General features: G+C 74.4%; 13 protein-coding genes. 7 read left to right on the forward strand and 6 right to left on the reverse strand.

From position 1 onward, the window contains the following. On the forward strand, positions 1–948 hold the full coding sequence (locus QQX13_RS04955) for a cation diffusion facilitator family transporter (protein ID WP_301152666.1): 948 nt from the start codon (positions 1–3) through the stop codon (positions 946–948). Here QQX13_RS04955 and QQX13_RS04960 read toward each other — a convergent pair. Further along, on the reverse strand, positions 924–1,745 hold the full coding sequence (locus QQX13_RS04960; protein ID WP_301152667.1) for an RDD family protein: 822 nt from the start codon (positions 1,743–1,745) through the stop codon (positions 924–926). The two genes, QQX13_RS04955 and QQX13_RS04960, sit on opposite strands and share 25 nt — an antisense overlap. 39 nt (positions 1,746–1,784) lie before the next feature. Between QQX13_RS04960 and QQX13_RS04965 the strand changes: the two genes are divergently transcribed. Further along, positions 1,785–2,780 carry a stage II sporulation protein M gene (locus QQX13_RS04965; RefSeq protein ID WP_301152669.1) on the forward strand — a complete coding sequence of 332 codons (996 nt, stop codon included), beginning with the start codon at positions 1,785–1,787 and terminating at the stop codon, positions 2,778–2,780. A gap of 94 nt (positions 2,781–2,874) precedes the next feature. Here QQX13_RS04965 and QQX13_RS04970 read toward each other — a convergent pair whose 3' ends face one another. From QQX13_RS04970 to QQX13_RS04990, 5 genes are read right to left on the reverse strand one after another with little or no spacing between them, the layout of a single operon-like run. Next, positions 2,875–4,167 carry a DUF58 domain-containing protein gene (locus QQX13_RS04970; RefSeq protein ID WP_301119896.1) on the reverse strand — a complete coding sequence of 431 codons (1,293 nt, stop codon included), beginning with the start codon at positions 4,165–4,167 and terminating at the stop codon, positions 2,875–2,877. Then, complete coding sequence (locus tag QQX13_RS04975) at positions 4,167–5,183, reverse strand: AAA family ATPase (protein WP_301152670.1); 1,017 nt, start codon at positions 5,181–5,183, stop codon at positions 4,167–4,169. The genes QQX13_RS04970 and QQX13_RS04975 overlap by 1 nt, the downstream gene beginning before the upstream one ends. Before the next feature lie 5 nt (positions 5,184–5,188). After that, positions 5,189–6,424, reverse strand: a complete 1,236-nt coding sequence (locus QQX13_RS04980) for a DUF4350 domain-containing protein (protein ID WP_301152671.1) — start codon at positions 6,422–6,424, stop codon at positions 5,189–5,191. Next, positions 6,421–7,044: a DUF4129 domain-containing protein gene (locus QQX13_RS04985; protein ID WP_301119902.1), complete on the reverse strand. Its 624-nt coding sequence runs from the start codon at positions 7,042–7,044 to the stop codon at positions 6,421–6,423. The genes QQX13_RS04980 and QQX13_RS04985 overlap by 4 nt, the downstream gene beginning before the upstream one ends. Before the next feature lie 10 nt (positions 7,045–7,054). Then, a complete protein-coding gene (locus QQX13_RS04990) occupies positions 7,055–8,191 on the reverse strand; it encodes a DUF8558 domain-containing protein (protein ID WP_301119904.1) in 1,137 nt (378 codons plus the stop codon). Between the two features lie 80 nt (positions 8,192–8,271). On the opposite strand from QQX13_RS04990, the gene mtrA reads away from it, so the two are divergent. The 5 genes from mtrA (at position 8,272) to hpf (ending at position 13,909) form a co-directional block, all read left to right on the forward strand. Beyond that, positions 8,272–8,955, forward strand: a complete 684-nt coding sequence (mtrA, locus tag QQX13_RS04995; RefSeq protein ID WP_301119906.1) for an MtrAB system response regulator MtrA — start codon at positions 8,272–8,274, stop codon at positions 8,953–8,955. Then, the gene (gene mtrB, locus QQX13_RS05000) at positions 8,952–10,589 is read left to right on the forward strand and encodes an MtrAB system histidine kinase MtrB (RefSeq protein WP_301119909.1); all 1,638 of its coding nucleotides are present in this window, start codon (positions 8,952–8,954) and stop codon (positions 10,587–10,589) included. The genes mtrA and mtrB overlap by 4 nt, the downstream gene beginning before the upstream one ends. Continuing rightward, entirely contained in the window at positions 10,586–12,310 is a 1,725-nt protein-coding gene (locus QQX13_RS05005; protein ID WP_301152673.1) for an LpqB family beta-propeller domain-containing protein, read from the forward strand. Before mtrB ends, QQX13_RS05005 begins: the two co-directional genes overlap by 4 nt. An 88-nt stretch (positions 12,311–12,398) precedes the next feature. Further along, entirely contained in the window at positions 12,399–13,121 is a 723-nt protein-coding gene (locus QQX13_RS05010; RefSeq protein WP_301152674.1) for a ComF family protein, read from the forward strand. Between the two features lie 128 nt (positions 13,122–13,249). Beyond that, positions 13,250–13,909 carry a ribosome hibernation-promoting factor, HPF/YfiA family gene (gene hpf / locus QQX13_RS05015; protein WP_301119915.1) on the forward strand — a complete coding sequence of 220 codons (660 nt, stop codon included), beginning with the start codon at positions 13,250–13,252 and terminating at the stop codon, positions 13,907–13,909. Positions 13,910–13,911 lie beyond the last annotated feature (2 nt).

Consider the following 13,911-nt stretch of genomic DNA (forward strand, 5'->3'; position numbering starts at 1 on the left):
GTGTCGACCGAGGGCGGCACCAAGGCTGTCGTCGCGGCGCTCAGCGCGAACCTGGGCATCGGCGTCACCAAGTTCGCGGCCTGGGCGCTCACGGGCGCGTCGTCGATGCTCGCGGAGGCGATCCACTCGGTCGCGGACTCGGGCAACCAGGTGCTGCTGCTGGTCGGCGGCAAGGCCGCGAAGCGCGAGGCGACGCCTGAGCATCCGTTCGGATTCTCGCGGTACCGCTACTACTACGCGTTCCTGGTCGCCGTGGTGCTCTTCACCGTCGGCGGCCTGTTCGCGCTGTACGAGGGCTGGCACAAGTGGCACGATCCGGAGCCGATCGAGTCGTGGCAGTGGGTGCCCATCGCCGTGCTGGTCATCGCGATCGTGCTCGAGGGGCTCTCCTTCCGCACCGCGATCCGCGAGTCGAACAAGATCCGCGGCAACGTCGGCTGGGGCAGGTTCATCCGCCGGTCGCGCTCGCCCGAGCTGCCGGTGATCCTCCTCGAGGACTTCGGCGCGCTGATCGGCCTGGTGTTCGCACTGTTCGGGGTGTCGATGACCCTCGTCACGCATGACGGCCGCTGGGACGCGGTCGGCTCGGCGGCGATCGGGCTCCTGCTGGTCACGATCGCGATCGTGCTCGGCAGCGAGACCCGCGAGATGCTGCTCGGGGAGTCGGCGACCGACGAGGACCTGGCGAGGATCCGCGCCGCGCTCGCGGAGGGCGGCTACCCCGACGTCATCCACCTGCGCACCTCGCACCTCGGCCCCGAGGACATCCTGCTGGCGGTCAAGGTGGCCGCGGAGCCGGAGGCGTCGCTCGCGGAGATCGGCGAGCGGACCGACAGGGCCGAGGCGCTGGTCCGCGCGGCCGTCCCCGCGGTCCGGCTGATCTTCATCGAGCCCGACGTCCGTCACGCCGAGGAGCCGACGGGTCAGTCCACGTCCGGGATGCCGTAGGGCAGGCGGCGCAGCGCGTCGCCGTCGGCCTCGGCCCGGCTCATCCGCGCGGACTCGAGGACCCACTCACGGTCGCGTCGCTCCGTGAGGACCGCCGCGATGAACGCCTCGGGATGGGTGCCCGCCGGCGGGGGCGGCGAGACATGGGTCGCCATGCGCCCGCTCAGCAGCGATCCCAGGCGTACTCGCGAGGGCGCGTGCATCCGATCGGCTCGCGCGAGGAACATGCGGCCCGTGAGCGCCAGGCCGTCCGGCAGCCGGGTGATGTCCGCGGTCCGCGCCCACTCGCCCAGGCCGGGCGGCATGGACAGGGGCGGCAGGGCCTTGCGGCTGCCGCGCGTGCGCATCGCGTAGGTGCCGGCCAGATGATCGCCGATCCGCTTGCCGCGCGCCCCGAGCACGGAGACGGTGACGGCCAGCGTGCCGACCGTGCCGTAGATCTCGAGCACGCCGAGGAGAGCCCGGGTGAGCGCGTGGCGGACGGACACGGGGCCGCCGTCGTCGCGGACGACCCGCAGGCCCGCCGCCCAGCGGCCGACCGAACGGCCCCGGGACAGGGTCTCGACCGTGGTCGGCACGATCACGAGGCACGTCACGGTCCAGCCGATCACGAGCACGCGCGCCCACGCGTCGCCGACCGCGGGCAGGAGCTGCCCCACCAGCCCGAACCCGGCGGCGTAGAGCACCAGCACCACGAGCATGTCCAGGGCCCCGGACAGGATCCTCAGCGTGACGGGGGCCGCGCCCGAGTCGAGCACCACGCCCTCACCGATGAGAATCTGGTCCTCGTCGTCCACGCTCTCCTCCTCATCGGGCTCCTGTGGCATCGTAGCGGCGTGGACATCGACTCCTTCAGCGCCTCCCGGGAGCGCCGCTGGGCGCGGCTGAAGGAGCTCGCGGGCGCGCGCCGCCTGACCGGCGCGGAGGCCGACGAGCTCGCAAGGCTCTACCAGGCGACCGCGGGCGACCTGTCGACGGTGAGATCCGCCGCGCCGGAGCCGACCCTGGTCTCGCGGCTCTCGGTGCTGCTCGCCTCCGCGCGGGTGTGGCTGACCGGCGCCCACACGGCGTCGACGCGAGAGGTGGCGCGCTACCTTCTCGTGGGCCTGCCGGCGGCGCTCCACCGGGTGCGCTGGTGGGCGGTCGCGGTCACGCTCGCCGTGCTGGTCATGGCGTTCGTCTCGGGCTGGTGGACGGTGACCCACGAGGACGCGCTCGACCTGGTCGGGCCGCCGGAGGTGCGCGCCGCCATCGCGCAGGAGGAGTTCGCCAGCTACTACACCGAGTACGACTCGACCTCGTTCGCCGCCACCGTGTGGACCAACAACGGCTGGCTCGCGGCGCAATGCATCGCGTTCGGGATCACGGGCGTCTACCCCCTGTTCCTGATGTACAGCACCGTCCTGCAGCTCGGGGTGGCGGGCGCGATCATGGCCGAGGCGGGGGCGCTCGACATCTTCTTCCAGCTGATCATGCCGCACGGGCTGCTCGAGCTCTCCGCCGTGTTCGTCGCCGCCGGCACCGGGCTCCGCCTCTGCTGGACCATGCTCGTCCCCGGACCGCGGCCGCGGTCGCGGGCGCTCGCCGAGGAGGGGCGGGCTGCGGTCGGCGTCGCGATCGGGCTGGTGATCGCGCTCCTCCTGTCGGGCCTCATCGAGGGCTACGTGACGGGATCGCTGATGCCCTGGTGGCTCAAGATCGTGATCGGCGTCATCGCGGTCACCGCGTTCTGGATGTACATCTTCGTCGCCGGGCGCGCCGCGACGCGCGCGGGCGCCACCGGTGATGCGGAGGGCGACTTCGCGACGGACCAGGTGGCCCTCGCGGGCTGACGCCGGCCGTCCTGACCCGCCGACCGAATCGGACGCCCCATCAGCCGTCCCCGAGTTGCTGCGCGGGGTCGTGCCCGGGGTGGACGAGGCGACGTCAGAGCCGGCCGGCCGCCTTGAGCGCCAGGTAGCGGTCCGTGACGTCGGGCGCGAGGGAGTCCGGTGCGGCGAGCACCACCTCGGCGCCGAGCCGGCGCAGCTGCGCCGCGACGGCCTCACGCTCGAGCAGCGCCCGGGCCGCGGCGCCGGCCGCGTAGGCGGCCGCCGCATCGTCCCGGCCGGCCGCCATCTCGGCGACCTCGGGGTCCTCCACGGAGGCCACGAGCACCTGATGGTGGCGCTGCAGCGCCGCGACAGCGTCGAGCAGTCCGGAGTCCGTCGCGGACGTGTCGACCGTGGTGAGCAGGACCACCAGCGCGCGCTGGGACACCCGCGACTGGGCGAGCCGCAGCAGCGCGGGCCAGTCGGGCTCGAGCAGCGAGGGCTCGACCGTGGCGAGCGCCTCGGCCAGCAGCGGCATGATCTGCTCGCCGGTGGCGGCGGCCCGGGCGCGCTCGGAGCGGTCGAACGCCGTCGCCTGCACCCGGTCGCCCGCGCGGGAGGCCAGCGCCGCGAGCAGCAGCGCGGCCTCGATCGACGCATCGAGCCGCGGGGCGTCGCCGACCCGGGCCGCGGACTGGCGCGCGCAGTCGATCGCGATCAGCACCCGGCGGTCGCGCTCGGGGCGGAAGGTGCGCACCAGCACCTCGCCCCGGCGGGCGGTGGAGCGCCAGTCGATCGCGCGCACGTCGTCCCCGATCACGTACTCGCGCATCGAGTCGAACTCCGAGCCCGCGCCCTTGAGGCGCACCGCGGTGCTGCCGTCGATCTCGCGCAGCCGCTTGAGCCGCGACGGCAGGTGCTTGCGGGACGCGAACTCCGGGAGCACGCGCAGGCGCGCCGGGACCTCGACCGAGCGCTGGCGCCCCGCGAGCCGCAGCGGACCCGCGGTCCGGATGGTGACGGGACCCGCGTGCCGGTCGCCCCGACGCGTCGGGCGCATCGCGGTGGCGAACGTCGCCGCCTCGCCGGGGCCAAGGTCGAACCGGTGTCGCGTCCGCGCGGCTCCCGCGGACGGCTGCCATGCGTCGCGGAGGACGCCGCGGACCCGTCGTCGGCCGCCGACGTGCCCCGCGACCAGGCGGGTGGACGTCGGCTCGGTCAGCCGCACGGAGGCGGGCGCCTCGCGCCGCACTCCCACCGTCGCGGTGCGGGGCGCGAGCCACGCGTCGAGCAGCGCGAGCAGAGCGACGCCGAGCATCCACGCGAACGCCACGCCGCGCGACTGGGACAGCGCCGCGGGGACCGCCCCGAGCGCCGCGAGCGCGACCGTCCAGCCGGTGAGGTACATCAGCGCGGGACGGGGACCGTCGCCAGCACGGACGTGAGCACGGAGGTCGCGGTGACGCCCTCGAGCTCGGCCTCGGCGCGCACCTGGATGCGGTGGGCGAGGGTCCAGGCGGCGAGGGCCTTGACGTCGTCCGGCGCGACGTAGGTCCGCCCGCGCATCCACGCCCACGCGCGCGACGTCGCCATCAACGCGGTCGCGCCGCGCGGCGAGACGCCCAGCGCCACCGAGGGCGCCTCGCGCGTGGCCCGGCAGATGTCGACGATGTACCGGAGCACGTCGTCCGAGATCTCCACCTGCGCGGACTCGCGGCGGCCCTGCTCGAGGTCCTCGGCGCTCGCGACCGCCGAGACGCCCGCCGCGGCCAGATCGCGCGGGTCGAAGCCGGCGGCGTGACGGCGCAGCACATCGGTCTCGGAGTCCCGGTCCGGCAGCGCGACGGGGAGCTTCAGCATGAAGCGGTCGAGCTGCGCCTCAGGCAGGGGGTAGGTGCCCTCGTACTCGACGGGGTTCTGGGTCGCGAGCACCAGGAACGGCGTCGGCAGGGCGCGCGCCTCGCCGTCGACGGTCACCTGCCGCTCCTCCATCGCCTCGAGCAGCGCGGACTGCGTCTTCGGGGGCGTGCGGTTGATCTCGTCGGCGAGCAGCAGGTTGGTGAAGATGGGTCCCTCGCGGAACGAGAACGCCGCGGTGCGGGCGTCGTAGACGAGCGAGCCCGTGACGTCACCGGGCATGAGGTCCGGCGTGAACTGGACGCGCGACGTGTCGAGGCCGAGCGACGCGCCCAGGGTGCGCACCAGCAGCGTCTTCGCGGTGCCGGGCACGCCCTCGAGCAGCACGTGCCCGCGGCAGAGCAGCGCGATCACCAGGCCGGTGACGATCGGATCCTGTCCCACCACGGCCTTGCCCACCTCGGTCCGGAGGCGACCCAGAGCGTCCCGGGCGGACGATGCCGCGGGAGCCTCGGACGCCGGGCCGGGCGGCGGTGCGCCCTCGGAGGATGGTGCGGTGTCGGGCATGTCGGTCACGGTCGGTGTACCTCGCTTTCGAGAGCGTCGAGTGCGGTGAGGAGCGTGAGCAGGGCGGCGTCGTCGGCCGGCGGGGCGCCGTAGAGGAGGGCCTCGATCTCGGCGGTCGAGCGGCCGGTCGCGCGGCGGATGGACTCCACGAGGTCGGCCCGGCCGGCGGTGCGCGGGACGCCGATGCGGCGGGCGATCCGGGTGGCGGTCGCGGCGCGCAGCGCCGCCGCGGAGCGGCCGGTCGCGCGCGCCCGGCGGTACAGCCGGGCCCGACCGCGGGTGGCCTCGGATGAGCGCACCACCACCGGCATCGGCTCGCGCACGAGCGCCCCGAAGCGTCGGCCGCGCCAGATCGCGGCGAACACCAGGGCGAGGCCGAGCGCGTACAGCGCGGTGCCGGTGCCCGGGGGCAGGAAGTCCGGGCTGGCCTCGAGCTCGCTGAGGGTCTCGCGCCCGACGCCGCCGTCGCCCGAGCCGCCGCCCGCATCGTCCCCCGCCCAGGTGAGCAGGGTCGGGTCGAAGCCGTCCGCGACGTACCAGACCACGTCGGGGTGCCGGCCGGTGACCCGCAGCGCGAGCGCCGCGTGGCCCAGGTCCGCCAGCCGGCCGTTGGTGACCAGGCCGGTCGAGGCGATCACGGTGAGCGTGCGGGCGCCGTCCTCGACGCGGGCCATCGCCCCCGCGCCGTCGCGCTGGGCGAAGCAGACCGTGACGTCCCCGCCCGCGGTCGCGCGCACGCCGAGGTGGTCGACGCGGACCTCGCCGGCGGCGACGGCGTCGGGATCCTGGCACGCCGCGTCCGCGACCTCCGGGAGGAACCCGAGCGCGGTCTCGACGGGGAGGCCGAGCGCGGCGAACGCGGAGTCGTCCGCTCCGAGCAGCACCAGGTCGCCCGGGTAGTCGGCCAGCGAGCCGAGCTGCCCGGACGTGAGCAGCTCGGGGTTCGCGACCACCACGGTGGTGGCAGCGGGGTCCGCGATGCCCGCGCGGCTCAGGCGGTCGATCTGCGTCACCTCGACGTGATGCTGCCGGAGGATCTGGGCGAGCGCGCGGGTCCCCGTGTCGGTGGAGTTCTCCGTCGACAGCGGCGTGTAGTCGCTGGGGCGGGACGTCACCACCAGCAGCGCCACTATCGCGGCGAGCAGCACCACCGCGACGAGCCAGGGGCGGCCGCCGCGGGCCCGTGCCGCGATCCCCGGCCCGGGGTCAGTGGTCACCAGCGACTCGCGTCCGACGCTCACGTCACCACCGCCTTCGCCGTCGACGCGCGCTCGAGCGTCGCCCGTGCGTGCGCGTACGCCTCCGGTCCCGCGCCTCCGTGTCCGTACCGGATGCGGTCGAACACGTCCGCGTCGACGGCGAGGGGGACCGCGAGCTCCGCGAGGGCGCGGCCGCCCAGCTCCGCGGCCTCGTGGGCGGTGAGGCCGGGGGTCAGGTCGATGAGGGAGCGCTCGGCCAGCCGGCGGATGGTCGCCCGATAGGCGTGCATGGTGGCCGTCGCGAAGTCCCCGGCCCGCGCCGCCCTGTCGGCGTCGTCATCGAGCGCTGCCGCGTCGCGGTCGTCGTCGAAGAGCTCCGCCTCGACCGTGCGTCGGCGGTTCCGGCGGAGCGGACCCACGACGAGCCACACGATCAGCGCGAGCACCGCGGCGACCAGGATCCCGATGCCGATCGCGCCCCACGGGCCCACGGCGCCGCCGACCCCGTCGCCCAGACCGTCGAGGAGCCGGGAGAACCAGTCCAGGACGCGGGCGAGCCAGGACTCCCCGCCGCTCGCGTACTCGTCCTTGGCGAGCTCGTCCACGGCCCAGCGGCGTGCCTCGTCCGCCCCCGGCACCACCGGGGGCTCGATCACGCTCACGGTCGCTCGCTCACGCGCGGCGGCTCGCCTCCGCGGCCTCCGCGAGGGTCAGGTCGAAGCCCTCGTGGCGGATGCGCAGGTCGATGTGCAGCAGCGTCAGGAGCGAGCCCAGGTACGAGTACGTGAGGACGTACGAGACGACCATCCCGACGCTCACGGCCAGCACCGCGCCGATCGCGATGAGCGTGAGGTTGTCCGGCGCCGCGATCCCGACCACCAGCGCGCCGATCGAGCCGATCTGCTGGAACACCCCCGCGACCATCGACACGATGAGCGAGGACACGAACAGGATCAGCACCGTCCACCAGAACCGGCCCTTGATCAGGCGCAGCACGCGGCGCACGGCGTCGATCGGACCGCGCTTCTCGAGCACGATCACGGGGCGCGCGAGCCCGCTGAAGAGGCCGATGAGGAAGGCGACCGGGATCACGGCGACCCACAGCAGCAGGGTGAGCCCGACGCCGAGCCCGAGGGAGTCGTCGGAGGCGCCGGCCATCAGCATCGGCACCAGCGCGATGCCGAGCACCAGCGCGCCCGCGCCCGCGGTCATCAGGTAGAGCAGCAGCAGCGAGCCCAGCCGCTCCCGGACCGCGGCGAAGGCCTGCGACAGCCGGATCCGCTCGCCGAGGACGGCGCGGGCGACGGCCGGGGCCACCACCGCGCTCGACAGCAGGTCCGCGAGGAGCATCGCGATCACGGCGATCCCTCCGACCAGCACCGTGGACGGCTCGATGCCGCCCAGGTCGGACGTCGGGTCGAGGATCGCGAGCGAGGGGTCGGTGAACAGGAGCCACATGAAGGCGGCCGTCGCGAGCGTCGCCACGAGCGTCAGCAGCAGGGGCCCGCCGAGCACCACCCCGCGGTTGAACCGCATCGCCTTGAACGGCACCGACAGGAAGTCGCCGAAGCTCAACGGTCGCAGCGGCATGATGCCCGGCTGCCAGGAGCGGTAGGTGGGCGCGGGCGCCGGCGCCGCATGAGGCGTAGGGACGATGCCGGGGGCCGGGGGAGCGGCGCTCGGCGGGCCCCCGGGGGGCACGTAGGGCGGGGGGTAGGACGCCGCCGCGGGCGGTCCGACCGGGGGCCCCGCCGGGGTCGGCGCGCCACCGGGCGCGGCCCATCCCGAGGTGCCCTGCTGGTCCGTCATCCGCGCGCTCCCCCCGGTCGATGCGCCCCATCCTGCCACGCCTGCATGGTGCGGTCGGGGGGCGTCGGCATAATGGGTGCATGACGGCGAAGATCCTGGTGGTCGACGATGACCCTGCCGTGGCGGAGATGCTTGGCATCGTGCTGCGCGGGGACGGTTTCGAGACCGTGTTCTGCGACCACGGCGACGAGGCGGTGGGCGCGTTCCGCGCCACGAACCCCGACGTCATCCTGCTCGACCTGATGCTGCCCGGGAAGAGCGGCATCGACATCTGCCGGGAGATCCGCGCGGAGTCGGGCGTGCCGATCATCATGCTCACGGCGAAGTCCGAGACGGTCGACGTGGTGCTCGGGCTCGAGTCCGGGGCGGACGACTACGTGCCGAAGCCCTTCAAGCCGCGCGAGCTGATCGCGCGCGTCCGCGCGCGCCTGCGCCGCAACGACAACGCGACGCCGGCGGTGGTCAGGGTCGCGGACCTCGAGATCGACGTCACCGGGCATCGGGTGATGCGGGACGGCGAGCTGATCCCGCTCACACCCCTCGAGTTCGACGTGCTGGTGACCCTCGCGCGCACCCCGGGTCAGGTCTTCACCCGCGAGGTGCTGCTCGAGGACGTGTGGGGCTACCGGCACGCCGCCGACACGCGCCTGGTCAACGTCCACATCCAGCGGCTGCGCGCCAAGATCGAGCGCGACCCCGAGAACCCGGAGATCATCGTCACCGTCCGCGGCGTGGGCTACAAGGCGGGTGGCATCGGGTCGTGAGGCTCACCCCGCGCTCGCTGTGGGCCAACCTGGCGTCACGGCCGCGCCGGGTCTGGCGCAGGTTCCGCGGCTCGCTGCTGCTCCGGGTGGTCGCCACCACGCTGGTGCTGGGCCTCACGGCGGTCGGCATCATCGGCGCCGCCATCTCCTCGCAGATCCGCGACGGGCTGGTCCAGACCCGCGTCGACCGGATCCTCGCGGAGACGGCGCGCGACGCGGACTCCGCGCAGCAGACCGTGGACGCGTCGACGGCGGAGACCCCCGGCGACCTGCAGCAGCTGGTCAACGACCTGTTCGACGGCCTCGGGACGCTGGGCGGCGACACCCGCGGACTGGTCCTGCTGCGGGACCCGACCAACACGTCCGGCGTGCTGCTCTCGACGCCGGTGACGTCCACCGACCTGGTCGGGGTGATCAGCCCCGAGATGCGGGAGGCCGTGGAGTCCGACGTGACCCAGCCGTGGCAGTTCGTGGAGATGCCGGGGACGGGAGACCCGGGCGTGGTCGTCGGGTCGATGATCACGATCCGGGTCGCGGGGGACTACGAGCTCTACTTCGTCTACTCGCTCGCCGACGAGGCCGCGACCCTCAGCCTCATCCAGCGTGTGCTCGGCGCCGGCGCGGTCGCGCTCATGATCCTGCTCGGCCTGCTCACCCTCCAGGTGTCGCGCCAGACCGTGCGCCCCGTCCGGCAGGCGGCGCGGGTCGCCTCGCGGTTGGCGGAGGGCATCCTGTCGGAGCGCATGACCGTGCGGGGTCAGGACGAGATGGCGACCCTTGCGCGCACCTTCAACGAGATGGCCGAGTCGCTGCAGCGCCAGATCACCCGGATGGAGGAGCTGTCGCGGCTGCAGCGACGCTTCGTGTCCGACGTGTCGCACGAGCTGCGCACGCCGCTCACCACCATCCGCATGGCCTCCGACGTCCTCCACGACGCCCGCGAGGGCTTCCCCCCGGCCGTGGCGCGATCGGCCGAGCTGCTCGACGCGCAGATCGACCGTTTCGAGACCCTGCTGTCCGACCTCCTCGAGATCTCGCGCATCGACGCGGGCGCCGCGCAACTGGAGTTCGACGACATGTCCCTCGCCGACGTGGTGCGCGACCAGACGGAGGCGATGGTGCCGGCGGCTCGCCGCGAGGGCGTGGAGCTGCGGCTGTGGGTCGCCGCGGGCGACCACGTCGCGTCGATGGACCGGCCGCGGGTCGCGAGGATCGTCCGCAACCTGCTGTCGAACGCGATCGAGCACGCCCAGCGCCGGCCCGTCGACGTCGTGGTCGCGTCGAGCAAGCGAGCGGTGGCGGTGGTGGTGCGCGACTACGGCATCGGCCTGACGCCGCAGCAGGTCAACCGGGTGTTCGACCGGTTCTGGCGCGCGGACGCGGCGCGCGCCCGCACCATGGGCGGCACCGGGCTCGGGCTCTCGATCGCGCGCGAGGACGCACAGCTCCATGGCGGCAAGCTGGAGGCGTGGGGGCTGCCGGGCAAGGGGGCGAGCTTCAGGCTCGAGCTGCCGCGCACCTCGCGCGGGCTCGGCCAGCATCCGCCGCTGCCGCTGGTGATCGCGGAGCTCGACTACAACACGATCGCGACACGGGTCCCGCTCGAGGCGGACCGCAGGGAGGTGAACCGGTGAGGCTACGGCTGGCGGCATGGGCGGCGGTGATCGCGGTCGTCCTCGCGGCATGCGCGACCATCCCGACGTCGGGTCCCGTCAACGAGGGCGGAGGGCAGGTCGAGAGCGTCGACCCGTTCGTCCCGTTCGCCGAGGGGCCCCGCGTCGACGACCCGGTCACCGCGATCGTGTCGGGCTTCATCCGCGCGACCGCGGCGGGCTTCGCCTCCGACTTCTCCGTGGCGCGCGAGTACCTGACGGCCGAGGCCAGGGCGTCGTGGGACCCGCTCGCCCAGATCACGGTGTTCGACTCGGGCGCCCTCACGCCCGACTACGACGAGGCCGCCGGCACCGTGGTCTACGCGGTCCCGGTCGCGGCGCGGCTGGACGGCGCGGGCCGCATGGTCGAGGCGGCCGACGGCACGCAGACGCAGCTCAAGTTCACCATGGCGCAGGATGACGAGGGCCAGTGGCGGATCGCCGAGCTCGACGACGGCTCGCTGCTCGCCGAGGCGAACTTCACGCGCCTGTTCCAGTCCGTCAGCCTGATCTTCGCGACGCCGGACCAGTCGGCGGCGGTCCCCGAGCTGCGGTGGCTGCCCCTGACGAACGTCGCGACGTGGGCGGCCCGCGAGCTGGTCGCGGGGCCCTCGGCGTGGCTGGCCGCCGGGGTGGCCACCGGCTTCCCGGCCGGCTCCGCGCTCGCCGTCGACTCGGTCGTCGTGACGGACGGGGTCGCCGCCGTCGGGCTCACCGGCGAGTCGGCCGGCAGCGCGGACGAGCGGGCGCTCGCGCTCGCGCAGCTCCGGCTCACCCTGACGGCGCTGCCCGGCATCCGTGATGTCACCACGAGCGTGGGCGGGGTGCCGCTGTCCGCCGAGGAGGCGGACCTGTCGCGCGATCCGATCGCCGACCCGCTCGCCGCGGTCATCGCGGGCGGGCGGCTGGGCCTGTGGGACGGCGACGCGCTGCGGGTCACCGCCGAGGACGCGGGAGCGGTGCCCGACGGCGCCGACGCCCTCGCCCTCGCCTACGACGACGCCCGGGTGGCGTACCGCATCGGAGGCACGCGCATCGTCGTCTCGGACGCGCTCGCCGGCGGCGTCGACTCGCTCCAGGACTACGACGCGGACCTCGCGACGCCGACCGGGAGCATCGGCGCAGAGCCCGTGCTCGAGGGCAACAGCCTGCTCGCACCCAGCTTCGACCGGTTCGGATGGCTGTGGAGCGCGGAGGCCTCCGACCCCACGCGGCTCATCGCGGTCGACGGCGTGGGCGGCGTGCTGCGGCTCGACACGCAGTGGCTCGCCGGCCGCGAGCCTGTCGGGCTGTCAGTGTCCCGCGACGGATCCCGCGTCCTGGTGGTCTCCCGCGCGGGCTCGCAGACGGTGGTCGAGGTGGCCGCCGTGGTGAGGGCAGACGGCGGAGAGCCCGTGAGCGTCGGCGAGCCCCTCGCCGTGGGCGCGAACGTCCGCGAGGTGGCCGACGCGATCTGGGTGGACGACCTCACCGTCGGGCTGCTTGGCACGCGATCGGGCGACGAGACGGTGCCGCTGTGGCTCGCGACCGTCGGCGGCAGGACCACCGAGGACTCGACGGTGCCCGACGCCGTCGCCATCTCCGCCCGGCACGGTGACCGGTCGATCACCCTGGTCTCCGCGGACGGCGCCGTGCGCGAGCGCGCCGGCACCGGGTGGGCGGGCATCGCGACCGGGATCCAGGACCTCGCGTACGCGGGCTGATGTCCACGGCCGGGTCCCGGGCCCGGCCGGTGCGCGCCGCGGGCGCCTGGGGACGCTGCGTCGTGCTCGCGCGCGCCATCCTGGTGGGATGCGGATGGCCGGTGTGTGGCGATCGGCGGTGGGCGCCGCGCGGCTCGCGCTGCCGGTCGACTGCCCGGGCTGCGACGCCCCCGACGAGCGCTGGTGCGAGGAGTGCCGAGCGCCCTGGTGGGAGGAGCCGGTGCGGTGCGAGACGTCCGCGGCTCGCCTCGAGGTGCTCGACCCGCCCCTGCCCGCCTGGTCGATCACGGTGCTCGAGGGATCGGCTCACGGCACCGTCTCCGCCTGGAAGGACGGCGGGCGGCGCGACCTCGACCGCGACCTGACGGCGGCGATGCGCCGCGCCGCGGCGGTGGTGGCCCCCGCGCTGGCCGCCGCCTGCGGGGAGGTCGACGTGGTGCCGTGCCCCGCGCGCGCGGCGCACACGCGTCGGCGTGGCGCGGACCTTCCGGGCCTGCTCGCGCGGGGCGCCGCGGCCGGGCTCCGTGACGCGGGAGTCTCGGCATCTCCCCGGAGCCTGCTGCGTCCCGCGCGGGGACGTTCACGCGGAGCGGGGGATCGCGGGCGCTGGCGCGGCGAGGCCCCGGTCGCGCTCGCGGCGGTCCGCGGGCCGATGCGACCCGTGCTCCTGGTGGACGACGTGGTGACCACCGGGGCCACCCTCGCGCGCGCGGCCCAGGCGCTTCAGGCGGGCCCCGCGGTGCCCGTCGGGGCGCTCCTGCTGGCCGTCGCGCCGGGGGTGCACAGCCGGCAGGGGAGCGCGCTACTGTAGGAGGTCCAGGACGATGATCGTCGAACACCTTCCAGGCGAGGAGGTGATGTATCAGGCGCGAGAAGCGCCGCCCCTCCCTTGCCCCTGGCCGCCGAGCGGTCACAGTGAGAACAGAAGGAGTTTTCGTCATGGACATCGCCATCGTCGGACGCCACACCAAGGTCTCCGAGGACCTCCGCCAGAAGATCTTCGAGAAGATGGAGAAGATCGAGACGCTCGCGCCGCGGGCGACTCGCGCGGACGTCCATGTGGTCCATGAGAGGAACCCGAAGCACGGAAACGAGCGCGAACGCGTCGAGATCACGGTCCGCGGAGGCCGGGTCGTGCGCGCGGAGGCGTCGGCCGAGGACCGCATGATCGCCCTCGACGCCGCCATCCAGAAGCTCGTCGAGCAGCTGCGCAAGCTGCATGAGCGGAAGGTTCACCGTCACCAGGGCAAGACCGGGCTCCACTCGGTCCCGCCGGCGCCCGAGCCGGCGGAGGGCGACGAGCGGGTCGCGAGCGTCGAGGCGTGGGAGGGTGCCCCCGAGGGGTCGCACCGCGAGATCCCCATCGACGGCACCCCGATCGTGATCCGCTCGAAGACGCACGCCGCGCCGCCGATGACGGTGGCCGACGCGCTCGACCACATGGAGCTGGTCGGCCACGACTTCTTCCTGTTCCACGACGCGGACACCGGGCTCGCCTCGGCGGTCTACCGGCGCCGCGGCTGGACCTACGGGGTGATCCACCTCGAGCAGTCCGACGCCGGCGTCCAGGCGGAGGAGGCGGAGCGCGAGAGCGCCTGATC

Source organism: Demequina lignilytica, assembly GCF_030418375.1.
Classification (GTDB): domain Bacteria; phylum Actinomycetota; class Actinomycetes; order Actinomycetales; family Demequinaceae; genus Demequina; species Demequina lignilytica.

Coding starts and splice junctions, on each gene's coding strand:
- QQX13_RS04970 (WP_301119896.1), bottom strand. CDS start 4,167: ATGTACCTCACCGGCTGGACGGTCGCGCTCGCGGCGCTCGGGGCGGTC.
- QQX13_RS04975 (WP_301152670.1), bottom strand. CDS start 5,183: ATGCCCGACACCGCACCATCCTCCGAGGGCGCACCGCCGCCCGGCCCG.
- QQX13_RS04990 (WP_301119904.1), bottom strand. CDS start 8,191: ATGACGGACCAGCAGGGCACCTCGGGATGGGCCGCGCCCGGTGGCGCG.
- mtrA (WP_301119906.1), top strand. CDS start 8,272: ATGACGGCGAAGATCCTGGTGGTCGACGATGACCCTGCCGTGGCGGAG.
- QQX13_RS05010 (WP_301152674.1), top strand. CDS start 12,399: ATGCGGATGGCCGGTGTGTGGCGATCGGCGGTGGGCGCCGCGCGGCTC.
- hpf (WP_301119915.1), top strand. CDS start 13,250: ATGGACATCGCCATCGTCGGACGCCACACCAAGGTCTCCGAGGACCTC.